The organism is Streptomyces halobius, from assembly GCF_023277745.1.
Classification (GTDB): Bacteria; Actinomycetota; Actinomycetes; order Streptomycetales; family Streptomycetaceae; genus Streptomyces; species Streptomyces halobius.
The window spans coordinates 2522400-2544871 of record NZ_CP086322.1 but is presented as its reverse complement, the minus strand read 5'-3'; the positions used below and the strand labels follow the sequence as shown (position 1 = coordinate 2544871).

The following is a 22472-nucleotide window of genomic DNA, read 5'->3' as shown; positions in this document are numbered from 1 at the left end:
GGTAACCCCCTGTCCCCGTCCCGTTGAGGGGTGACTCCCCCTAGGGGGAGTCACCTTGAGGCGGACTCACCTTGAGGGGACGGGGAGCCGCCGCCGCGCCGACGCCCGTAGGCCGTCCTGCTGCGTGCCCCTCCCCGGGCGCTGCTACAGGTCCCGCACCGGGCGCGCCCGCGCGACGATCGCCGCCAGGTCCAGCGTGTGCGGCAGTGTCCCGAACGCCGCCCCCGCGTCGCCGCCCAGCCGGGACGCGCAGAACGCGTCCGCGACCTCGGGCGGCGCGAAACGCACCAGCAGCGAGCCCTGCAGCACCAGCGCCAGACGCTCCACCAGCCGCCGGGCACGCCCCTCGATCCCCTCCAGGTCGGCGAGTTCGGTGAGCAGCCCCTTGATCGCCCGGTCCAGCCGGTGATCCGCGCCGCGGGCCGCCCCGATCTCGGTCAAGACCGCGTTCAGCGCGGCCGGTTCGCGTTGCAGCGCCCGCAGGACATCCAGCGCCTGGACGTTGCCCGAGCCCTCCCAGATCGAGTTCAGCGGCGCCTCCCGCAGCAGCCGCGGCATCCCCGATTCCTCGACATAGCCGTTGCCGCCCAGGCACTCCAGCGCCTCCGTCGCCACCGGGGTACAGCGCTTGGTCACCCAGTACTTGGCGGCCGGCACCGCCAGCCGCAGAAAGTTCCGGTCCTGCTCCGTGCCCCCGTCGTACGCGGCCGCCAGCCGCAGCGCGAGCGTCGTCGCCGCCTCCGACTCCAGCGCCAGATCGGCCAGCACATTGCGCATCAGCGGCTTGTCGATCAGCGGACCGCCGAACGCCTCCCGGTACGCGCAGTGGTGCACGGCCTGCGCCACCGCCTGCCGCATCACCGCGGCCGAGGCGCTGACACAGTCCAGCCGGGTCGCCGCGACCATCTCGATGATCGTCGCCACCCCGCGCCCCTCCTCGCCGACCCGGCGCGCCCAGCTCTGCCCGTCGAACTCGATCTCCGCCGAGGCGTTCGAGCGGTTCCCGAGCTTGTCCTTGAGCCGCTGGATACGGAACGGGTTACGGGTTCCGTCCGGCAGCACCCGCGGCAGCAGGAAGCAGGTGAGCCCTCCCGGCGCCCGCGCCAGCACCAGGAAGACATCCGACATCGGCGCCGAACAGAACCACTTGTGCCCGGTCAGTACGTACTCGCCGGGCGCGGCCAGCGGCTCCGCGCGCGTCGTGTTGGCGCGTACGTCGCTGCCGCCCTGCTTCTCCGTCATGGCCATGCCCGCCAGCGCACCGCCCTTCTCGGCGACCGGCCGCAGTTCCCGCTCGTAGATCCGCGAGGTCAGCTTCGGCTCCCACTCGGCCGCGAGCTCCGGCTCGGCGCGCAGCGCGGGCACCGCCGCATGGGTCATCGACAGCGGGCAGCCGTGCCCGGCCTCGACCTGCGTCCATACGAGAAACCCGGCGGTACGGCGGAGGTGGCCGTCCGGCCGCGACCAGGCGTCGGTGAGGCCGGCCGTGACGGCATGACCGAGCAGCCGGTGCCAGGCCGGGTGGAATTCCACCTCGTCGATGCGGTGGCCGTAACGGTCGTGCGTCCGCAGGACCGGTGGATTGCTGTTTGCCTGCTCCCCCCAGCGCTGGGCCTGCGCCGAGCCCGCCGCCTGCCCGAGCCTGCTCAGCTCCTCCCGCACCTCATCGATGCGGGGGCCCGCTACGTATCGGGTGATGCCCTCGGTGAGGACCGGGTCGGTGGTGAAGACGTCGTATCCGATGAGGGGTGGGGGTTGGTTTGTAACGGTATGCGTGGCCATGGGGCCACGTTATGCCGACACGGTTGCTCGCCCGCGGCGTGCCTGCACCGTTTTCGGCTGTCCGCTGCGCTTTGCCTGGGCCGGCTTGGTGCTCGCCGTTTTCGGCTTCCCCACCGTAGGGGGTTCGCCTGCGGCGGGCGTGGGTTTGTCGGGGAGGGGACAGCCCACCGGACTCCGTCCTACGGGCTGTCCCCTCCCGCGGGTGGGTGGAAAAGCGCGGTGGGGCCGCGCGTTGTGTATGCGGTTGCTCCTGGTGGTCGCATCCACTGGTGCACATGACCGTCGACGTGTACCCCCACGGGTTTTCTCCCACCCCCATCGGGAGGGGCCGGACCGCAGGACGGAGTCCGGAGGTCCGGCACCGCTGCCGAACAGCCCCGCGCAGCGGCAACAGCCCGCAGCGTGGGGCTACCTCCCACGCCCTTCAGACAGTGGGGGAGCAATGGCGGGACGACCGAAAACGGCGCAACCCCGCCGCGGACGAACCCCCACGGCGGGAGGGCCGACAACGGCGGGAACAGAGTCGGCCCAGGCAAAGCGCAGCGGTAGGCATCATCGGCGGCGGCCCCGCCGGCCTCCTCCTCGCGCGGCTGTTGCACCAGTCCGGCATCGACTGCGTCGTCCTGGAGAACCGTGACCGCTCCTACGTGGAGCACCGGCAGCGCGCCGGCATCCTCGAACAGGGCACGGCAGACGTGCTGCGCGCCTGCGGGGCGGGGGAGCGGATGGACCGGGAGGGCCTGGTCCACGACGGCATCGAGCTGCGCTACGGCCGGCGTGCCCACCGGCTCGACTTCGTGGAGCTGACCGGCGGCCGCCGAGTACTGGTCTACCCCCAGACGGAGCTGGTGAAGGACCTGATGGCGCTTCAACTCGACCACGGCGGCGCACCGCTGTTGTTCGAGGCCCGAGCGCTCGCCGTAACGGGCGCGGATACCGACCGGCCGCGGATCCACTACTCCCATCAGGGCCGCGAACAGACCCTCACCTGCGACTACGTGGTCGGCTGCGACGGCTCCCACGGCATCACCCGCGAGGCGATCCCGGAGCGCGCACGCCGTACGTACGAGCGGGACTATCCGTACTCCTGGCTCGGTGTGCTCGCCGACGTCCCGCCCTCCAGCGGCGAGTTGATCTACACGCATTCGGAGCGTGGCTTCGCGCTCTTCAGCATGCGGACACCGGCCGTCAGCCGGCTCTACCTCCAGGTCCCCAACGGCACCGACCCCGAGGACTGGCCCGACGACCGTATCTGGGACGAACTGGAGGCCCGCTCGGCCGTCGACGCCACCATCGACGCCACCATCGACGCCCCCAGGGAGGCCACCGGAGACGCCCCCAGGGACGCCACCGGCAAGGACGCCCCCTGGAGGCTGGAGCGCGGGCCGATCGCCGCCAAGTCCGTGCTCCCGCTGCACAGCCGGGTCACCGAGCCGATGCGGTACGGACGCGTCCTGCTGGCCGGCGACGCCGCGCATATCGTGCCGCCCACCGGGGCCAAGGGCCTCAACCTCGCCGTCGCCGATGTCACCGTCCTGGCCCGCGCCCTCGCCCAGCGGTACGAGACCGGGGCGACGGAGCTTCTCGACGCCTACTCCGCCACCTGTCTGCGCCGGGTCTGGTGCGCCGTACAGTTCTCGTCCGCCATGACCACGACCCTGCACATCGCCCCCGGCCAGAGCCCGTTCGAGACCCGGCTGCAGCTCGCCCGGCTCGACCGCGTCACCAGCTCCCCGCACGCGGCCGCCGAGCTCGCGGAGAACTACACGGGGCTGCCCGTGGGATGAGCGGGCCGACGGCGTCAGCGCCGGTCCGGGGCCGGGTGCGCCGTACGGAAGCGGACCAGCAGCATTGCCGCGTCGTCGTGCAGCGGGCCCTCGGCGTGCTCCACCAGGTCTTCGCGTACCGCGCGCAGTGCGGCCTCGGCGTCGGGGTCCTTGAGCAGGGCGGCGCGTTCGTCGAGGGGGTAGAAGCGGTCCGCCGCGTCGCGGGCCTCGGTGACGCCGTCGGTGTAGAAGAGCATCTGGTCGCCGGGCGCGAACGGCACCTCGTAGGGGAGCGGCACCGCGGAGCCGTGGGCGGTGAGTCCGAGCGGCAACGCCCGGTCGGCCGGGGCCGCGTAGCCGACCGCGCCGTTGGGGCGGACGACCAGGGGCGCCGGATGCCCGAAGTTCAGCAGTGTCGCGTTCGGGCCGTCCCCGATCTCGGCGAGCACCGCCGTCACAAAGCGTTCGCCGGACAGATGCCGGTTCAGCGCACGCTCCACCCGCTCACCGACGGCCGGCAGATCCGGCTCGTCGTGTGCCGCCTCCCGGAACGCGCCCAGCACCACCGCCGCGCTCTCCACCGCCTCAAGGCCCTTGCCCTGTACGTCCCCGACGATGATCCGCACCCCGGCGGGCGAGGTCACCACCTCGTACAGATCGCCGCCGATCCGCGCCTCGGCCACCGCCGAGGTGTACGAGACGGCGATCTGCAGCGGCCCCGCGCCGCGTGGCACCGGGCGCAGCAGGACCCGCTGGGCGACCTCGGCGATCGAACGTACGCTGGCCAGTTCCTCCTCGCGGCGCTGTCGCATGACGGCGGCCACCACGCCGGCCGCGGTGACCCCGGCCACCGTGAGCAGGGCGATCAGCCCGCGCCGGCCCTCGAACACGTCGTTGTAGACCCCGAGTCCGACGCAGAGCACGGAGGCGATCAGCCCGACGAGCGCCGTACGGCGCCAGCCACCGACCAGCCCGGCGAACGCGGGCCCCAGGGAGATCAGGGGCAGCAGGCCGACACCGGGGCCCGCGGTCAGGTCCGCCACGCCGACGACGGCCATGACCGCATACGGGAACGCGGACAGCACACGGGAGCTCAGGCGCGGCTCCTCGTTCTCCACGGCCAAGGTGTTCTCCGACGGTGTCACGGGACGGTGGCCGGAATTGGCCCCGACCTGAGCATATGCAACCTTTGCTGGGCGGAATTACGTCGCCTGCGTCGCTGTTATCGAATTGCAGCGGGGAGCGGGCGAGTGCGTCCTGAGCTGTCGTTCGTCGGGCGAGGGCGGGGCTGAGAGTTGCTTACGGAGGTGTGACGCGGCGGTCGGCGCACGGGCCGGATCGCCGTCGCGCGCCTAGCGTGACCGGCATGCGTGTACTGGTCACCGGCGGTGCCGGATTCATTGGATCGCAGGTCGTCGAGGCGCTCATCGCGCGCGGGCACGAGCCCGTCGTCCTTGACGCGCTGCTGCCCTCGGCCGAAACCCCCGGGTACTCGCGCCACCGCGCCGTTCTGCTCGCCGCCACGGCCGCTGTCCTCCTCGTCGCCGTGGCCGCCGCCGTCGGCACCGTCATCGAGCGCTCCAACGGCAGCCTGCACGTCAACCGGCCCCCGCTGTACGTCTCTTGGTTCCCGCACCTCGGCCCCGCGCACCCCGCCGGCGGCGGTGCCTGGGCCGGGATCTGGTGCATCACCCTGGGCACCTCCGCCGTGGCCGCGGTCCTCATCGCGCTGCGCGCGCTCACCGACGAGGCGACCGCGCGCCGGGCGGCCCCGTTCCTCGTACTGGTACCGGCCGCCGTCTGGGTCGGCACATCCGCGGACGGCTACTTCGCCGCCGTCGCCGCCTGGGCGCTCGCCCTGCTCGCGCTCGCCGCCACCCGCACCACCCGCGCCCCCGCGGCGGCCGTCCTGGCCTCGGGGCCGCTGCTGGGCCTGACCTGCTACCTCTCCTACGGCCTCACCCTCATCGCAGTCATCGCCGCCGCGCTGCTGCTGATCACCGCGCGGTCCGCCCGCTGCCCCTGGTGCTGGCGGGGGTGGCCGTCGTCGCGACCGCCTTCACCCTCGCCGGATTCAACTGGTGGGAGGGCTACTTTCTGCTGGTCGAGCGCTACTACCAAGGCGCCGCAGCCGTCCGCCCGTATGCCTGCTGGATCTGGGGCAACCTCGCCTGCACCGTCTTGATCACCGGTCTCGCCACGGCCGCCGGCCTCCGCCGCACCCTCGCGGCGTCCTCCACCGCTCTGCGGCAGCCACGCCCGTCCGGCGCGCTCCCACGGCCTCTGTCCGTCGCCGTACCGCTTCGGAACCCGCACGGCTCCGTGCCGCCGGGCACTCCGTCCGACCGGCTCGTCATCCTCGTCCTGGCCGCACTGATCGCGCTCCTCACGGCCGATCTCTCCGGGATGAGCAAGGCGGAGACGGAGCGCATCCGGCTGCCCTTAGCCGTCTGGCTGCTGCCCGCGACCGCCCTGCTGCCCGCGGCCCGGCACCGCCACTGGCTGGCCGCCCAGGCAGCCTTGGCACTCCTGATCAACCACTTGCTCTACACAGGGCGGTGAACGGCAGCCGCAAGCGCAGCCGGGTGGGACAGGTGAGCCGCACGACTACATGGGCGAAGGGAGATGGAGGAACGAGCGGGCGGCCTTCACCCGGCCGGGGCGCAGGATGCGGATCGGGCCCCGCCTGCAGAACGGGCAGTCGGCACGGCTCAGGGGGGAGGCGACCCGGAGGCCGTGGACGAAGTACTCGGCACGCCGTTGGCCGGCCAGATCGAGGGTGTGGCGGATCTCGTACTCCTCTTCCCACCCGTGCCCGCAGTGCAGACAGACGAACGCATACGCCTCATGAACCGAGTCGTCCCTGGCCATGCTCACCACGCCCTCTCCCGGGCCCACCGCACTCGCGCCGGGACCGGATCCCTGTCGCGTTCATCCATTATTGCCCCAGCTCATGGCGATTGGCACTACGCGGACTGTGAGGTGGCGCCCTCCGGTGGCCGCCACCAGGGGATCGTTGCCAAAAGTGAGTGATCCTGTACTCACCGTCCCCAGGCTTTCGGTATCTGTCCGGCGCTCGCCCGGCATCAGCCCCGCATCCGCCCCAGGGCCTCGTAAACCGCCGTGATCAAGCCCTTGTTGCGCGGGTCGGTGCCCGAGGTGTCCCCGCCGTATTTGTTCATCGTGTACGCGAAGGACAACCGGTTCTCCGGGTCGGCGAAGGCGTACGAGCCGCCCGCGCCGCCGTGCCCGAACGCCCGGGGATTGGGCCCGGCCGTGCCCTGGTGGTTGAGCATGTAGCCCAGCCCCCAACAGACTTGTGTGCCGTCCGGCGACAGCGCGTCCAGGACCAGATCCGGCTCGTCCGGGAGGCTCTGCGGCCGGCGCATCGCCTGCAGGGTCCCGGGCCGGACGAGCCTGCCGCCGGCCAGGGCCCCGTACACCGTGGCCAGTCCGTGGGCCGTGGCGTGGGCATTCCCCGCCGGGATCTCCGCGCAGCGGTAGGCCGCGCTGTTGACGTCACCGGTGGGGATATACCTCATCGCCAGCGCGACGGCGGCCAGCGGATGATCGGCCAGCGCGCTGAACGGCGGCTTCGGGATGCCGGGCAGCCGCTCGGCGAGCCGTGCCTCGTCCAGCTGCCCCACCATGTCCGCACACCCGGCGTGCTCTTCGGGCGGTGTGCCGATGAACACCCGTGCACCGAGCGGTTCGGCGATCTCACCGCGCAGAAACGCGCCGAGCGACTGTCCGCTGATCCGCCGGAGGACCTCGCCGACCAGATATCCGAAGGTCACCGCGTGATAGCCCTGCGCCGTTCCCGGCTCCCACCAGGGGCGGGCGGCCGCCAGTTCCGCGCAGACGTCGTCCCAGTCGTACGCACGCGGGACGGCCAGCGGCTCACCGGGCGCGATCAGGCCGGCACGGTGGCTGAGCAGCCAGCGCACGGGTATGTCCTGCTTGCCGGCCTGCGCGAACTCCGGCCAGTAACGGGCGACCGGCGCATCGAGGTCCAACTCGCCCCGGTCCACCAGCAGATGGGCGCAGAGCGCGGTCAGCCCTTTCGATGTCGAGTAGACGTTCACCAGCGTGTCGCGCTCCCATGCGCGGGTCCTGGCCTCGTCCGCGTGACCACCCCACAGGTCGACCACCGCCTCGCCGTCCACCGTCACGGTGACCGCCGCACCCACATCGCCGTGCTCCCGGAAGTTCCGCTCGAACGCGGCACGTACACCCTCGAAGCCCGGTGCACAGTGCCCGCTGACGGCGGCCGGCGCCACGGAGTCGGGCGGCATGGTTGCTTTCGACGCCACGGATTCCGGCTCCATGGAGGGTCGTTCCCCGGAGGTGCGTTCCCCGGAGGGTCGTTTCACGGTGGCTCTCCCTAGCGTCGTCGTCCTTGTACGGGCGTCCTGGTGCGGTCGGCTCAGGTGTGGCATCACCTCCGCGGGGACCGCCGTACGGGATGATCCGTCCGGGGTGATGCCCATGGCAACCGTGAGGGCCCATACGGCTCAGCGACGCATGTCCGGACGGCCGGCCCGGGGCCGGGTCCCGAGCGGAGCGATGGCTACACAGAGTGACGCCTGTGGGGTGCATTGCGGCCTTGCCTCCGTTCACCTCACTCGTTCGAGTCTCAGGTCGCACACACCGGGCGGGCGGGCGAGCCTGGAAGCGTTCGGCTCCCAGAGGGTGGAAGCGTTCGGCTCCCAGAGGAAGGCCCCAGAGTGAACAGCGCAGAACAGGTGACACACGCGGAACATCCCTCGGCCGAGGTCGTGGTGGAGGTCGACAGCTGCGCAACCGAGGACGCGCACACCGTCTTCAGCGCCTTGCGCGCGATCTTCGTCTCCGACCGGGCCGCGGACGATGTGCCGGCGGAAGCGCCGGGGCCGGGAGCAACCGTGTGGACCGCGACCGTCGACGTGACCGACCTCCGGGCGGAGGGCGAGCCGCGGCCGTTGGCGGAGCCCGTGACCGTCAATGTGCAGGGCGGCTATTGGGCTGTCGCCCGGCTGCGCGAGGGCCTGGCGACCGCGTTCGCGGTGCGGGTGCTCGGGACCGCCGCCGGTGACCAGGAACAAGAGGTCCAGCTGCTGCTGGAGAGCCTGCGTTAGCCCCTGGCGGCCGCCGCGCGGCCACCGCGATCTCCTGGTAGGCAGGAAACAGCCCGGCTCATTCACCACCCCCACCCTTCGGACCGGAAAGGGCGCGAGCGAGTGGAGTCCACCCATCAACCGGCGGACGCGGAGCGGCCGCTGACGGCTGCGGACGCGCGCTCCGACCTGGTCCTGCACGTCAACGGAACGCCGTACCCGCTGACCCTGGACCACCGGACCACCCTCCTGGACGTGCTCCGCGAGCACCTCGGGCTCACCGGCGCCAAGAAGGGCTGCGACCACGGACAGTGTGGTGCCTGCACGGTCCTCGTCGACGGGCGGCGCGCCAACAGCTGTCTTCTGCCGGCCGTGGCGCAGGAGGGGCGGCGGATCACCACCGTGGAGGGGCTCGCCGACGGGGAGCGGCTGCATCCGCTGCAGGAAGCGTTCCTGGAGCGGGACGCCCTGCAGTGCGGCTACTGCACTCCGGGACAGATCTGTTCGGCTGTCGGGGTGCTCGCGGAGGCGGCGGACGGCTTCCCCTCGTATGTCACGCCGTACACCGCGGCCTCCGGCGCGCCGGTGGAGCTCACGCCCGACGAGATCAGGGAACGGATGAGCGGCAACCTGTGCCGGTGCGGCGCCTATCCCCACATCGTCGAAGCGGTCGGCGACGGCTGGGCCGGCCCGGAGGGCCGCGCCGACCGGGATGCCCGGTCCGGCCGCGTCGCGGGAGGTGGGGCGGTGTGAAACCGTTCGGATATCTGCGCGCCGGGAGCGTCGACGAGGCCGTACGGGCCGGTGCCGATCACCCCGGTGCCCGCTTTCTCGGCGGCGGCACCAACCTCGTCGATCTGATGAAGCTCGGAGTGGAGACCCCGCCGCTGCTCATCGATGTGAGCCGGCTGCCGCTGGACCGTATCGAGAAGCTGCCGGACGGCGGACTGCGGATCGGTGCGCTGGTCCGCAACAGCGATCTCGCCGCGGCCGCCGTGGTACGCGACCGCTATCCGGCCCTGTCGCAGGCGGTGCTGGCCGGTGCCTCGGGACAGCTGCGGAACACCGCCACCACCGGCGGAAATCTGCTGCAGCGGACCCGCTGTACGTACTTCCAGGACGTCTCCAAGCCGTGCAACAAACGGGCACCCGGCACGGGTTGCCCGGCCCGTGACGGCGCCCATCGCGATCTCGCCGTCATGGGCCACTCCGAGCACTGTGTGGCCACCCAGCCGTCCGATATGGCGGTCGCGCTCGCCGCGCTCGACGCGACCGTTCATCTGCGCGGCCCCGACGGTGAGCGGGCCGTACCCGTGACGGATTTCCACCGGCTGCCGGGGGACCGGCCCGAGCGGGACACCGTGATCCGGGCCGGCGAGCTGATCACCGCCGTCGAGCTTCCGCCGGAGCGTCCCGGTGCGCGGTCGCGTTTCCGGAAGGCCCGGGACCGTGCCTCGTTCGCCTTCGCACTGGTCTCCGTCGCCGCGGTGCTCGAAGTGCGGGACGGGACCGTCCAGTACGCGGCGCTGGCGTTCGGCGGGCTCGCGCACCGGCCGTGGCGCGCCCGCACGGCCGAAAAGGTGCTCCTCGGCGCCTCCGCCACCCAGGGCACCTTCGGGCGCGCCGCCGACGCCGAGCTCGCCGCCGCCCGGCCGTTGCGCGACAACGGTTTCAAGGTCCCCCTGGCCCGTAATCTCACGGTCGGCGTGCTGGCCGGCCTAAACGAGTGCACCTGACGGGACGGACGCACAAGGAACCAAGCCCACGACCCGAGGACGCGCGCCATGACCCACGATCCGTTCCCGCAGGGCACGCCCCCGCACCCCCTGGGCACCCCGCTCGTCCGCCGGGAAGGCCGCGAGAAGGTCACCGGCACCGCCCGTTACGCGGCCGAACACACCCCGCCGGACTGCGCCTACGCCTGGCCGGTGCCCGCGACCGTCGCCCGGGGCCGGATCATCGCGATCGACACCACCGAGGCGCTGGCGTTGCCCGGTGTCTGCGCGGTGCTGACGCATGAGAACGCGCCCCGCCTCGGCTCGGCCGGCGACCCGATCCTGGAGGTGCTGCAGGACGACCATGTCCCGCACCGCGGCTGGTATGTCGCGCTCGTGGTCGCCGACGGCCTCGAAGCCGCCCGCGAGGCCGCCGGGGCCGTCCGCGTCACCTACGAGGCCGCCGACCACGACGTACGGTTCTCGGCCGGCCACCCGGGCCGCTATCTGCCGGGGACGGTCAACGGCGGCTTCCCGGCGATCCGTGAACGGGGCAATTTCGAGGCGGCGTTCGCGGCCGCGCTGATCACACTCGACGCGACCTATACCATGCCCCCGCTGCACAACCACCCCATGGAACCGCACGCCGCCACCGCCCACTGGGACGGCGGCCGGCTGACCGTCCACGACTCCAGTCAGGGCTCCACCAAGGTGCGGGACGACCTCGCCGCCCTGTTCAAGATCGGCAAGGACGAGATCACCGTCATCTCCGAGCATGTCGGCGGCGGCTTCGGCGCCAAGGGGACGCCCCGCCCTCAGGCCGTCCTGGCCGCGATGGCCGCCCGGCACACCGGACGCCCCGTCAAGCTGGCCCTGCCCCGCAGCCAGATGGCCGCCATCGTCGGCCATCGCGCACCGACCGTCCAACGGGTCCGCATCGGCGCGACCACCGGGGGCTTCATCACCGCCCTCGCCCACGAGATCACCACCTACACCTCCACGGTCACCGAATTCGTCGAGCAGGCCGCCGTCCCGGCCCGTGTCATGTACGGCGCGCCCCACAGCCGCACCACACACCACGTCACCACGCTGGACGTACCGACCCCGTCATGGATGCGTGCACCGGGCGAGGCCCCCGGCATGTACGCCCTGGAGTCCGCCGTCGACGAACTCGCCGTCCTCCTGGACATCGACCCCGTCGAACTGCGGGTGCACAACGAACCGGACGCCGACCCGGACAGTGGCCGCCCCTTCAGCAGCCGGCACCTCGTCGCCTGCCTCCGGGAGGGCGCGAACCGGTTCGGCTGGCTGCCCCGGGATCCCCGCCCGGCCGTACGCCGCGAAGGGGACCTGCTGCTGGGTACCGGCGTCGCCGCGTCCACCTACCCCGTCTTCAGCGGCGGATCCGTCGCCGAGGCGCACGCCGGCGCCGACGGCGGCTGGCGCATCCGTGTGAACGCCACCGACATCGGCACCGGGGCCCGTACCGTCCTCGCCCAGATCGCCGCCGCCGCGCTCGGTCTGTCCTCGGAGGAGCAGGTCCGCATCGAGATCGGCAGCAGCGATCTGCCGCCCGCGATGCTGGCCGGTAGCTCGGCGGGCACCGGCTCCTGGGGCCGGGCCGTCCACCAGGCGTGCACCGGGCTCGCGGCGCGGCTGCGCGAGCACACGGGGCCGCTGCCCGCCGACGGGGTGACGGTCACCGCGGACACCCGCCGGGAAGCCGCCGAGGAGAGCCCCTACGCGCGGCACTCCTTCGGCGCCCAGTTCGCCGAGGTCCAGGTCGACACCCTCACGGGGGAGATCCGGGTATGCCGTCTGCTGGGCATGTTCGCGGCCGGCCATATCCTCAACCCCCGTACCGCACGCTCCCAGTTCATCGGCGGGATGACCATGGGGATGGGCATGGCGCTGACGGAAGGCAGCGGACTGGACGCCGCCTTCGGCGACTTCGCCGAACGCGACCTGGCCACCTATCACGTCCCGGCCTGCGCCGATGTGCCCGCGATCGAAGCGCACTGGCTCGACGAGCGGGATCCGCACCTCAACCCGATGGGCAGCAAGGGCATCGGCGAGATCGGCATCGTCGGCACCGCGGCGGCCCTCGCCAACGCCGTACACCACGCCATCGGCATCCGCCTCCGCGATCTCCCGCTCACCCCGGACAAGGTGCTGCCCCACCTGTGACCGTGATCAGTCGCGGTCTGATCGGTCAAGGGCCGATGGCGGCCCGGCCGGTAACCGCCGCCCCTTATCGGATGCGTATCGCCACGGCGCTTCGCTCCGGTTACGATCACGGCATGGCAACGGCCAGGTCGCCCTTCGGCATCGTGCGGTTCCGCGTGGCAGCGGTTCCGTTCCATGCGCTGTGGCTGGCCGCGTTGCTGTTCGCCGTGGTGCTCGCACACGGCGCCTGTGCGGCGAGCAGTCAGGCCCATCTCGGCGCCGGCGGGCCGGCCGTGGTGTCGTCCCATGCCGCTTCCCATGGTGGGGCGTACGACCAGGAGACCCCGTCAACGGCTTCCCCGATCGACGCGCTTGACGAGGACGGGGGCGGCTATCCCGTCCACCACCAGGCCGAGACCTGCGTGTCCAGCCAGCCGCAGCAGGGGGCCGAACTCCCGGTTCCCTGTGCCGCGCCCACCACGGAAGCCGCCTTCCCCGCCGCCATGCAGGGCCGGTTCGGGGCGGTCGGCGACACGTCCGCGCTTCCCCTCCTGAGAAGCGCCACGTCTTCCGTGGTTCAGCAGGTCTAGATTCCGGCCAATTTCCGGCCAGAGCTTCACTCTCCAGAGGTGCACCGTCGCGGCGCTTCGCCGCTCGGATGTCCGCATGCCCGGATGCCCGGATGATGCCTGGATGTCTGAAACGCTGTGATGTCGCGAATGCCTGGATGTTTCCGGGTGTACGGCGACTTCGGCAGTAGCCGTTTCGCGCTGCCGCCCCTCGCCACCCCCCTGCTGATCCCGCCGATTCCGCACTCGGGTTCGCTCATCCCGACGCGGCGGCCACGTCACGGAGGACTCGTGCCCTTCCGTACCCGCGCGCTTCCACGCCCCTGCCCCGAGCCTTCCCGGCCCCGTCGGCTGATCGCTCTGCTGCTGCTCCTCGGCAGCCTGCTGCTGTCGGCGACCGCGTGCTCCACGGACACCGGAGTTGACACCGCAGTCGGCATGGAAGTCGGCGCTGAGGCCGCTATCGCGGTCGGTGCCGACGTCGGCGGCGACACCAGCGGCGACTCCAGCGCCGGCGTCCGTACCGATGGACGGCCTCGGGCACTCCGCCCTTCGACTTCGCTGTCCGCAGAGCGCTACGCCCCGGCGGGAGCAGGCACCCACACACACGGTCCGCACTCCGCGTCCCCTTGTATGCCCGGTACGCACGGCCGTTCACCGCAGGGCCGGTCCGCCGCGGAAGCGGCCGCGCCCGCGCTCCTCGGAGCGGTCGTCCCGGCCGCCGCCGTACCGCCCACCGTACGAAGTCCCTCCCCGCAGCGCAGACCGGCGCCCACCGGCCGGTCCACGCTCGCTGCCCTCTGCCGGTGCCGCAGATAGGAGCCGCCGACGCGGCCGGACGCACCACCCGGCCGCCGCGCGCCACCACCGGGACAGCAGCAGTACGCCCTCTGCCCCGGTCGTTCCGGCGCGTGAAACGAGCGCACCCATCCACGAACCCCGAACGAGAGCGAACCCGAACCATGCACCCCGTTCCCACGGCTGCCCTCTTCCTCCCGGCCCAAGGCCCCGCGCAAGCAATCCACACCACACAAGACACCCGCACCACACAAGCCGCGCACGCCGCACAGTCCCCCGTCCGCCTCTCCGGCGCCGCCTGTGCCTCCGATATCTCCGGGCTGGTCGGCAACACCCCCGTCCTGCACATCTCCGAGCCCGTCGCCCCGGCGGGCCGTGGCTTCTGGGCGAAGCTGGAGGGGCGCAACCCGGGCGGCATCAAGGACCGCCCCGGCCTCCACATGGTCGAACGCGCCCGTGCCCGGGGAGAGTTGCCGCCCGGCGGCCGGATCATCGAGTCCACCAGCGGGACGCTCGGCCTCGGCCTGGCGCTCGCCGGGATGGTCTACGGGCATCCGGTCAGTCTGGTCACCGACCCCGGCCTGGAACCCGCCATGATCCGGCTGCTCACCGCCTACGGGGCGGATGTCGACGTGGTCCCGGCACCGCACCCGGCCGGCGGCTGGCAGCAGGCCCGCCGCGACCGCGTGACCCAGCTGCTCGCCGAACACCCCGGCTCCTGGTGCCCGGACCAGTACCACAACCCCGACAACACCACCGCCTACCTCCCGCTGGCCCTCGAACTCGCCGGCCAGCTCGGCCATATCGACGTCCTGGTCTGCAGCGTCGGCACCGGCGGGCACTCCGCGGGCATCTCCCGGGTGCTGCGCCAGTTCTCCCCGCAGCTGCGCCTCGTCGGCGTCGACAGCATCGGCTCCACCATCTTCGGGCAGCCCGCCCGTACCCGGCTGATGCGCGGGCTGGGGTCCAGCATCTATCCGCGCAATGTCGCCTACGACCAGTTCAGCGAGGTGCACTGGGTCGCACCGGGCGAGGCGGTGTGGAGCTGCCGCCGGCTGGCCGCCTCGCACTACGCCACCGGCGGCTGGAGCGTCGGAGCGGTCGCGCTGGTCGCCGGCTGGCTGAGCCGTACCGAGCCGGCGGGCACCCGTATCGCGGCGGTCTTCCCGGACGGTCCGCAGCGCTATCTGAGCACGGTGTTCGACGACGACTACTGCGCCGCCCATGGGCTGCTCGACGCACCACCGGCGGACCATCCGGAGACGGTGAGCCGCTTGGACGAGAAGGAGGTCACGTCCTGGAGCCGGTGTGCCCGCGTGGCCGACCCGCTCGGCCTGCCGGGCGCGGACGGGGCGGCCCTCTCCGACGCGGTGCGGGAGGCCCGGTGAAAGGCAATCTCGCGCAGTTCCGCTCCTACGAGCGCAGCGTCCAGCTGCTGATGGTGAATCAGTTCACCATCAACCTCGGCTTCTACATGCTCATGCCGTATCTGGCCGCGCATCTGTCCGGGACCCTCGGCCTGGCCGGCTGGCTGGTCGGACTGGTCCTGGGGGTCCGTAACTTCAGCCAGCAGGGCATGTTCCTGGTCGGCGGCACCCTCGCCGACCGGTTCGGCTACAAACCGCTGATCGTCACCGGCTGCCTGCTGCGTACCGCCGCCTTCGCGACGCTCGGACTGGTGGACTCGCTGCCCGCGCTGGTGGCGGCGTCCGCGGCCACCGGGCTGGCCGGGGCGCTGTTCAACCCGGCGGTCCGGGCGTATCTGGCCGTGGACGCGGGGGAGCGCCGGCTGGCGGCCTTCGCCCTGTTCAACGTCTTCTACCAGGCCGGGATACTGCTCGGCCCGCTGGTGGGCTTGGTGCTGACCGGCGTCGGCTTCCGCCTGACGTGCCTGGTCGCGGCGGGGATCTTCGCGCTGCTGAGCGTGGTGCAGATCCGCGCGCTGCCGGCCCGCGGGGGCAGCCGCGCGCGGGGCGACGCCGGGGAGAATGTGCTGTCGCAGTGGCGGCGGATCCTGGCCAACCGGCCGTTCCTGTTCTTCTCCGGAGCCATGATCGGCTCGTATGTGCTGTCCTTCCAGGTCTATCTGGCGCTGCCCCTGGAGGTACGTCGGCTGGGCGGCGACGGGGGGTTCGGCACGGCGGCGGTGGCGGTGCTGTTCGCGGTGTCCGCGCTGAGCACGATCCTGGGCCAGACCCGGGTGACGACCTGGTGCAAGGCCCGGATGCCGGCCGGCCGCGCGCTCGCCTGGGGCCTGCTGACAATGGGCCTGGCCTTCGTCCCGCTGCTGGCGGCCACGGCGCTGCCGGTGCCGGCGGCGGGCCCCGGCCGCTGGGCGCTCGCCGCCGTCCCGCCGGCGCTCTCCGCACTGCTGCTCGCCCTCGGCACGATGATCACGTACCCGTTCGAGATGGACACCATCGTCCGGCTCTCCGGTGACCGCCTGGTCGCCACCCACTACGGGCTCTACAACACCATCTGCGGTATCGGCATCACCCTCGGCAATCTGCTCACCGGTGCGGCGCTGGACGCCTCCCGCGCGGCCGGTATGCCCGCATTGCCGTGGCTTGTCCTGCCGACGCTCGGGCTGGCCTGCGCCGCCGCTCTGCACTGGCTGCACCGCACGGGCCGTCTGACCCCGCTGGTGCAGGCCCAGCCGGCGTCGGCCTGAGCCCGCGTCAGTTCCGTTCGGGCCGCCCCCTGTGCCGTACGGGGGGCGGCCCTCGCCGGCAGCCGGCCTCTGGCCAGGCCGCTCTCCGTACGTACTGTGACCTCTCTCACGGTCGACACCACCCCTTCCCTGCCACTCGTCCCTCTTGCACACTCTGCGAACCCCTGTCTCCCCACACTTCAAGAGGGCTTGAGAACTATGGCTGAATTCAACCGGCGGCGGTTCCTCCAGATCGCCGGCGCCACCGCGGGCACCGCGGCCCTGGCGGGCAGCATCGCCCGTGCCGCGGCCATCCCCGCGGCGCGCCGCTCGGGCTCCCTCCAGGACGTCGAGCACATCGTCGTGCTGATGCAGGAGAACCGTTCCTTCGACCAATACTTCGGCACGCTCAAGGGCGTACGCGGCTTCGGCGACCCGCGCACCGTGACGCTGCCGAACGGCAAGCCGGTGTGGAACCAGCCCGACGGCGGCAAGGACGTACTGCCCTTCCACCCGGACGCCGAGGACCTCGGCATGCAGTTCATCGCGGACCTCAATCATGACTGGGAGGGCGGCCACAAGGCTTTCCACAACGGCGCGTACGACCAGTGGATACCCGCCAAGTCCGAGCGCACGATGGCGTATCTGACCCGGCCGGACATCCCCTTCCACTATGCGCTCGCCGACGCGTTCACCGTCTGCGACGCCTACTACTGCTCGACGATCGGGGCCACCGACCCCAACCGCTACTACATGCTCTCCGGGTACACCGGCAACGACGGCACCGGTGGCGGGCCGGTCCTCGGCAACGAGGAGGCCGGGTACGGCTGGACGACGTACGCCGAGCGCCTGGAGAAGGCCGGAATCTCCTGGAAGGTCTACCAGGACATCGGCGACGGCCTGGACGCGGCGGGGAAGTGGGGCTGGATCGACGACGCCTATCGCGGCAACTACGGCTGCAACTCGCTCCTCTTCTTCAACCAGTACCGTGACGCCAAGCCCGGCGACCCCCTCTACGACAAGGCCCGCACCGGCACCAACGTCAAGGAGGGCGACGGTTACTTCGACCTCCTCAAGGCCGACGTCAAGGCGGACCGGTTGCCGCAGATCTCCTGGATACCCGCCCCCGAGGCGTTCGACGAGCACCCCAACTGGCCCACGAACTACGGCGCCTGGTACATCGCACAGGTCCTGGACGCCCTGACCGCCAACCCCGACGTGTGGAGCAAGACCGCCCTCTTCATCACCTACGACGAGAACGGCGGCTACTTCGACCACATCATCCCGCCGTACGTCCCGTACGGCGCCAGGCAGGGCAAGTCCACCGTCGACACGACGCTCGACTACTTCCCCGGCAACGCGACTTACGCAGAAGGAACCTACGGCATGGGGCCGCGGGTCCCGATGCTCGTCGTCTCGCCGTGGAGCACCGGCGGCTTCGTGAACTCCGAGGTCTTCGACCACACGTCGATCATCCGGTTCATGGAGAGCCGGTTCGGTGTGCGGGAGCCGAACATCTCGCCGTGGCGGCGCGCGATCTGCGGCGACCTCACCTCCGCCTTCGACTTCACCGGCAAGGACACCGACCCGGCGGAGCTCCCGGACACCGCCGGCTACGAGCCGCCGGACCACGAGCGCCACCCCGACTACTTCCCACACGCCCCCGCCAACCCGGCCCTGCCCAAGCAGGAACCCGGCTCCCGCCCCGCCCGCCCGCTGCCGTACGCGCCCCTGGTCGACGGCGCCGCCGACCCGGCCGCCGGGAAGTTCACGCTCACCTTCAGCGGTGGCGACGCGGCGGGCGTCTGCTTCCACGTCCGGTCCGCCAACCGCACCGACGGCCCCTGGACGTACACCACGGAGGCCGGCAAGACCCTCTCCGACACCTGGAACTCGGCGTACTCGAAGGGTGCCCACGACCTGACGGTGTTCGGCCCGAACGGCTTCCTGCGCACCTTCAAGAGCCCCGGCGGGACCGCGGGCCCCGAGGTGACCGCACGCCACGACAAGGCCGGCGGCAACCTCAAGCTGACCCTGACGAACGAGGGCTCGGCCGATGTCAACCTCACCCTGACGAACGGGTACGGCGGCGCGGCGGAGACGTTCAAGGTGAAGGCGGGCGCCACCGTGGAACACACGCTGGACCTGCGGGCGAGCAAGCGCTGGTACGACCTGACGGTGGTCTCCGACACGGACGCCGCCTTCCTGCGCCGCCTCGCCGGACATGTCGAGAACGGGGAGCCCGGGGTGAGCGACCCGGCAATCATCACCGGCTGACCAGTCGGCCGCGTGTACAGCCCGGCCCGGACAGTGCGCGTCCGGGCCGGGCCGGTTCGATCGTCAGGGGCGTGCCACAGCCCGATCAGTGAAAGTGACCGGCGGCCCCGCCTTTCTTGTGGCCGTGGCCGTGACCGTGACCGTGACCGGTGTCAGCCGGCCACCAGATGTCATTTCCGGGCCACCAGATGTCGTTTCCGGGCCACCAGATCCCGTTTCCGGTGTCCTTGTGGCTGGCGACTTTGTGGTCATGGGATTTGTGGTCGGCGGCAGCTGTGCCCGCCGCGCCGAGAAGAGTAGCGGTGGTCAGAGCGATGGCGGCGGTTACGACGCGTATTCGCATCAATAATCTCCCTGTTCGTCAGGGCACCCCAAGAGAGTGCCGTTGTCGAGCCTCGCCCGGCCAGGTGCCCGAGCTGGGAGGCATATATAAGGGTTTCCCGGGCCGAAGGCCGTTTGCCGCCGCGTCATTCAACCGGTGGTCACCTTCCACTGGAAGGGAGTCGGTCGGGGTGCGGGCATGGCGTGCATCCGCCATGATGCGTATTCGCGGGTATGCCGGCTCGGCGGCGCAGCGGGGCGGCAGCGCCCGGCAATCCGCGGTAGCCATGCGGGTGGCGGGGGCAGGCCCTCAGGCGGCTCGCGTCCATGACCGGCCCCCGCCACAGCGGGGTCAAGAGGCAGGCAGGCCGGCCCTGATCTCACGCGCAGCCGCGACCAGGTTCTCCAGGGAGGTCGTGACCTCGGGCCAGCCACGGGTCTTCAGACCGCAGTCGGGATTGACCCACAACCGCTCGGCCGGAATCGCCTCAAGCCCCTTGCGCAGCAAGGCCACCACCTCCTGCGCGCTCGGCACCCGCGGCGAGTGGATGTCGTACACGCCGGGGCCCACCTCGCGCGGATAGCCGGCGCCCGCGAGCTCCCCGGCCACCTGCATATGGGAACGGGCCGCCTCCAGGCTGATCACATCGGCGTCCAGATCGTCGATGGCCCGCAGGATGTCGCCGAACTCCGCATAGCACATATGGGTGTGGATCTGGGTGTCCGGACGGACTCCGGCCGTGGTGAGCCGGAACGCCTCGGTCGCCCAGGCGAGGTACGCGGCGTGCCCGTCGGCCCGCAGCGGCAGCGTCTCGCGCAGCGCCGGCTCATCGACCTGGATCACCGAACTTCCCGCCGCCTCAAGGTCGTTCACCTCGTCCCGCAGTGCCAGCGCCACCTGGCGGGCGGTGTCGCCGAGCGACTGGTCGTCGCGGACGAAGGACCAGGCGAGCATGGTGACCGGGCCGGTGAGCATGCCCTTGACCGGGCGGTCGGTGAGCGACTGGGCGTACCGGGTCCAGCGCGCCGTCATCGGTTCCGGACGGGAGATGTCCCCGGCCAGGATCGGCGGCCGGACATAGCGGGTGCCGTAGGACTGCACCCAGCCGTGCTGCGTGGCGAGATAGCCGGCCAGCCGCTCGGCGAAGTACTGGACCATGTCGTTGCGCTCCGGCTCGCCGTGCACCAGCACATCGATACCGGCCTTCTCCTGGAAGCCGATGACGTCCCGGATCTCGGCCGCGATGCGCTCCTCGTACGCGGCGCTGTCGATCCGCCCGGTGCGCAGATCGGCGCGGGCCGTCCGCAGCCCGGTGGTCTGCGGGAACGAGCCGATGGTGGTCGTCGGCAGCAGCGGCAGCCGCAGCTGGGCGCGCTGGGCCGCGGCCCGCTCGGCGTACGGCTGCGAACGGCGGGTGTCGGCGTCGGTGACCGCCGCGGCGCGCGCCCGTACCGCGGGGTCGTAGGTCAGCGCGGAACCGGCACGGGACGCCAAGGCGGCCCGGTTCGCGGCCAGTTCGGCGGCGATGGTGTCGGTGCCCCGTTCCAGGCCGCGCGCCAGCGTGACGATCTCGGTGGCCTTCTGCCGGGCGAACGCGAGCCAGCGGGCGATCTGCGGATCGATGTCCCGCTCGGCGGTGACGTCCAGCGGGACATGCAGCAGGGAGCAGGACGACGACACGTCGACCCGGTCGGCGAGGCCCAAGAGGGTCCCCAAGGTGGACAGTGACTTCTCGAAGTCGTTGATCCACACGTTGCGGCCGTTGACGACGCCCGCGACCAGCCGCTTGCCGGGCAGCCCGCCGACCGCCGCCAGCTCGCCGAGGTTGGCGGCCGCGGCGCCGGTGAAGTCCAGCGCGAGGCCGTCGACGGGCGCCTTGGCGAGCACCGGCAGGGCGTCGCCCAGCCGGTCGAAGTAGGCCGCGACCAGCAGCTTCGGACGGTCGGCTGGTGTGCCGAGGACACGGTAGGCGCGGGCGGCGGCGTTGAGCACGGCGGGGGAGCGGTCCTGCACCAGCGCCGGCTCGTCCAGCTGCACCCACGCGGCACCGGCGGCCCGCAGATCGGCCAGCACCTCCTCGTACACCGGCAGCAGCCGGTCGAGCAGCGTCAGCGGGTCGAAGTCCGCGGCGACGCCGGGCGCCGGCTTGGACAGCAGCAGATAGGTGACCGGGCCGACCAGGACGGGCCGGGCGGTGAGACCGAGCGCCAGAGCCTCGCGGAGCTCGGCGACCTGCTTGGTGGAATCCGCCGTGAAGACCGTCTCCGGTCCCAACTCCGGTACCAGATAGTGGTAGTTGGTGTCGAACCACTTGGTCATCTCCAGCGGCGCCGCCTCCTGGGTGCCGCGCGCCATCGCGAAGTAGACGTCGATGGGGCATCCCCTGCTCGAGCGAAGCCGAGAGCTTGGGGAAGGATCGGCGGCCACCGCGGCCCGGTGCCGGGCCGGGATCGCGCCGACCATCACGGTGGTGTCCAGCACATGGTCGTAGTACGAGAAGTCGCCGGTCGGCACCTCGTGCACACCGGCCTCGGCAAGCTGTCGCCAGTTGCCGCGGCGCAGTTCGGCGGCGGTGTCCCGGAGGGCGTCGGCGGTGACCCGGCCCTTCCAGTAGCCCTCGATGGCCTTCTTCAGTTCCCGGTGCTGCCCCTGACGGGGATAGCCGTGCACGGTGGCCCGTACTGCCGCGGCTGGGGACTTGCTGGTCACGGAACTCTCCTTCGCGAGCGTGTCTCCATGTGACCCCGGGACGGGGCCGAGGACGCGAAGGGATGGCACAACGGGCGGACCACGACGCCAGACCGTGCCGTACGTGCCCGCCTGCTATGTCGCCGACCCGCCCTCGAAGGTCACCGGGATCTCCGCACGCGGTGTCGCGCACGGGCACTGGCAGGTCTTCGGACTCGCGGGCACATCCGCCGAAGGCGGACATCTACTGGCCGTCGCTTCCCAGACCCGGGATCGGGCCCAGTGCGTAAGACGGCGGTCGTTCCCACTCACCGCTGCGGGGCAGTCCCGGATTCCCACCGGGTTCCCTCTTGCGACGCGCCTGCCTGGCGGACAGGGCGAACCAGTTGCACGGCCAGCGTAGACGAGGACGTTCGCGGTCGGTATGGGGGGCGGGCCGCGACCCCGATCCGGCGGCGGGTGCGCCGGATCCGGTGGTGGGGTACGCCGAATCTTGCGGTGGTACGCCGAACGCCTCAGCCCGATGGCGGGAAGTCGCTGGTTGCGTTGTAGTGGAGGTGGGCGGCCGCGCATGGAGGGTCGCCTTTGCCGCCACCGGTGGAGCGGCAGAACCGGAGGGGTGGCCGGATGAGGAACTGCGTCA

16 protein-coding genes, 1 pseudogene and 1 riboswitch are annotated in these 22472 nt (G+C 71.7%); of the genes and pseudogenes, 12 read left to right on the top strand and 5 right to left on the bottom strand.

Features of this window, described 5'->3' with window-relative positions; all coding sequences use genetic code 11:
• Positions 1 to 144: 144 nt before the first annotated feature.
• Positions 145 to 1782 (bottom strand): acyl-CoA dehydrogenase family protein, encoded by a 1638-nt coding sequence (locus K9S39_RS11925; RefSeq protein WP_248863323.1) that lies wholly within the window; start codon positions 1780 to 1782, stop codon positions 145 to 147.
• A gap of 551 nt (positions 1783 to 2333) precedes the next feature.
• Between K9S39_RS11925 and K9S39_RS11920 the strand changes: the two genes are divergently transcribed.
• A complete protein-coding gene (locus K9S39_RS11920; protein ID WP_248868699.1) occupies positions 2334 to 3569 on the top strand; it encodes a 4-hydroxybenzoate 3-monooxygenase in 1236 nt (411 codons plus the stop codon).
• A 14-nt stretch (positions 3570 to 3583) separates the two neighbouring features.
• Here K9S39_RS11920 and K9S39_RS11915 read toward each other — a convergent pair whose 3' ends face one another.
• Positions 3584 to 4606, bottom strand: coding sequence for a PP2C family protein-serine/threonine phosphatase (locus tag K9S39_RS11915; protein WP_248868698.1), 1023 nt, complete (start codon positions 4604 to 4606; stop codon positions 3584 to 3586).
• A gap of 308 nt (positions 4607 to 4914) precedes the next feature.
• Between K9S39_RS11915 and K9S39_RS11910 the strand changes: the two are divergent.
• Positions 4915 to 6110, top strand: a pseudogene (locus K9S39_RS11910) (NAD-dependent epimerase/dehydratase family protein).
• A 45-nt stretch (positions 6111 to 6155) separates the two neighbouring features.
• Here the strand turns inward: K9S39_RS11910 and K9S39_RS11905 are convergent.
• Entirely contained in the window at positions 6156 to 6419 is a 264-nt protein-coding gene (locus K9S39_RS11905; protein WP_319949635.1) for a hypothetical protein, read from the bottom strand.
• A gap of 215 nt (positions 6420 to 6634) precedes the next feature.
• Complete coding sequence (locus K9S39_RS11900; protein ID WP_406708133.1) at positions 6635 to 7843, bottom strand: serine hydrolase domain-containing protein; 1209 nt, start codon at positions 7841 to 7843, stop codon at positions 6635 to 6637.
• Between the two features lie 432 nt (positions 7844 to 8275).
• On the opposite strand from K9S39_RS11900, the gene K9S39_RS11895 reads away from it, so the two are divergent.
• The 10 genes from K9S39_RS11895 to K9S39_RS11850 all read left to right on the top strand — a co-directional run bounded on the left by K9S39_RS11895 (position 8276) and on the right by K9S39_RS11850 (position 19168).
• Positions 8276 to 8665 (top strand): hypothetical protein, encoded by a 390-nt coding sequence (locus K9S39_RS11895; RefSeq protein ID WP_248863321.1) that lies wholly within the window; start codon positions 8276 to 8278, stop codon positions 8663 to 8665.
• A 141-nt stretch (positions 8666 to 8806) separates the two neighbouring features.
• Positions 8807 to 9397, top strand: a complete 591-nt coding sequence (locus K9S39_RS11890) for a 2Fe-2S iron-sulfur cluster-binding protein (protein WP_248868696.1) — start codon at positions 8807 to 8809, stop codon at positions 9395 to 9397.
• Positions 9394 to 10380 (top strand): FAD binding domain-containing protein, encoded by a 987-nt coding sequence (locus K9S39_RS11885; protein WP_248863320.1) that lies wholly within the window; start codon positions 9394 to 9396, stop codon positions 10378 to 10380. The genes K9S39_RS11890 and K9S39_RS11885 overlap by 4 nt, the downstream gene beginning before the upstream one ends.
• 48 nt (positions 10381 to 10428) lie before the next feature.
• The gene (locus K9S39_RS11880) at positions 10429 to 12546 is read left to right on the top strand and encodes a xanthine dehydrogenase family protein molybdopterin-binding subunit (protein WP_248863319.1); all 2118 of its coding nucleotides are present in this window, start codon (positions 10429 to 10431) and stop codon (positions 12544 to 12546) included.
• A gap of 113 nt (positions 12547 to 12659) precedes the next feature.
• Positions 12660 to 13115, top strand: coding sequence for a hypothetical protein (locus tag K9S39_RS11875; RefSeq protein WP_248863318.1), 456 nt, complete (start codon positions 12660 to 12662; stop codon positions 13113 to 13115).
• Between the two features lie 270 nt (positions 13116 to 13385).
• The gene (locus K9S39_RS11870; RefSeq protein WP_248863317.1) at positions 13386 to 13913 is read left to right on the top strand and encodes a hypothetical protein; all 528 of its coding nucleotides are present in this window, start codon (positions 13386 to 13388) and stop codon (positions 13911 to 13913) included.
• A gap of 143 nt (positions 13914 to 14056) precedes the next feature.
• A complete protein-coding gene (locus K9S39_RS11865; protein ID WP_248863316.1) occupies positions 14057 to 15280 on the top strand; it encodes a PLP-dependent cysteine synthase family protein in 1224 nt (407 codons plus the stop codon).
• Complete coding sequence (locus K9S39_RS11860) at positions 15277 to 16563, top strand: MFS transporter (protein ID WP_248863315.1); 1287 nt, start codon at positions 15277 to 15279, stop codon at positions 16561 to 16563. The genes K9S39_RS11865 and K9S39_RS11860 overlap by 4 nt, the downstream gene beginning before the upstream one ends.
• A 198-nt stretch (positions 16564 to 16761) precedes the next feature.
• On the top strand, positions 16762 to 18819 hold the full coding sequence (locus K9S39_RS11855) for a phosphocholine-specific phospholipase C (protein WP_248863314.1): 2058 nt from the start codon (positions 16762 to 16764) through the stop codon (positions 18817 to 18819).
• Positions 18820 to 18907: 88 nt separating this feature from the next.
• The gene (locus K9S39_RS11850; RefSeq protein ID WP_248863313.1) at positions 18908 to 19168 is read left to right on the top strand and encodes a hypothetical protein; all 261 of its coding nucleotides are present in this window, start codon (positions 18908 to 18910) and stop codon (positions 19166 to 19168) included.
• A 324-nt stretch (positions 19169 to 19492) separates the two neighbouring features.
• Here K9S39_RS11850 and metE read toward each other — a convergent pair whose 3' ends face one another.
• Entirely contained in the window at positions 19493 to 21850 is a 2358-nt protein-coding gene (metE, locus tag K9S39_RS11845) for a 5-methyltetrahydropteroyltriglutamate--homocysteine S-methyltransferase (protein WP_248863312.1), read from the bottom strand.
• Between the two features lie 162 nt (positions 21851 to 22012).
• Positions 22013 to 22232, bottom strand: a riboswitch (cobalamin riboswitch).
• Between the last annotated feature and the right edge of the window lie 240 nt (positions 22233 to 22472).

Excerpts from the sequence above, each read along its gene's own strand:
- K9S39_RS11925 (WP_248863323.1), bottom strand. The coding sequence starts at position 1,782 with ATGGCCACGCATACCGTTACAAACCAACCCCCACCCCTCATCGGATAC.
- K9S39_RS11915 (WP_248868698.1), bottom strand. The coding sequence starts at position 4,606 with ATGGCCGTCGTCGGCGTGGCGGACCTGACCGCGGGCCCCGGTGTCGGC.
- K9S39_RS11905 (WP_319949635.1), bottom strand. The coding sequence starts at position 6,419 with ATGGCCAGGGACGACTCGGTTCATGAGGCGTATGCGTTCGTCTGTCTG.
- K9S39_RS11900 (WP_406708133.1), bottom strand. The coding sequence starts at position 7,843 with ATGCCGCCCGACTCCGTGGCGCCGGCCGCCGTCAGCGGGCACTGTGCA.
- K9S39_RS11880 (WP_248863319.1), top strand. The coding sequence starts at position 10,429 with ATGACCCACGATCCGTTCCCGCAGGGCACGCCCCCGCACCCCCTGGGC.
- K9S39_RS11875 (WP_248863318.1), top strand. The coding sequence starts at position 12,660 with ATGGCAACGGCCAGGTCGCCCTTCGGCATCGTGCGGTTCCGCGTGGCA.
- K9S39_RS11865 (WP_248863316.1), top strand. The coding sequence starts at position 14,057 with ATGCACCCCGTTCCCACGGCTGCCCTCTTCCTCCCGGCCCAAGGCCCC.
- K9S39_RS11855 (WP_248863314.1), top strand. The coding sequence starts at position 16,762 with ATGGCTGAATTCAACCGGCGGCGGTTCCTCCAGATCGCCGGCGCCACC.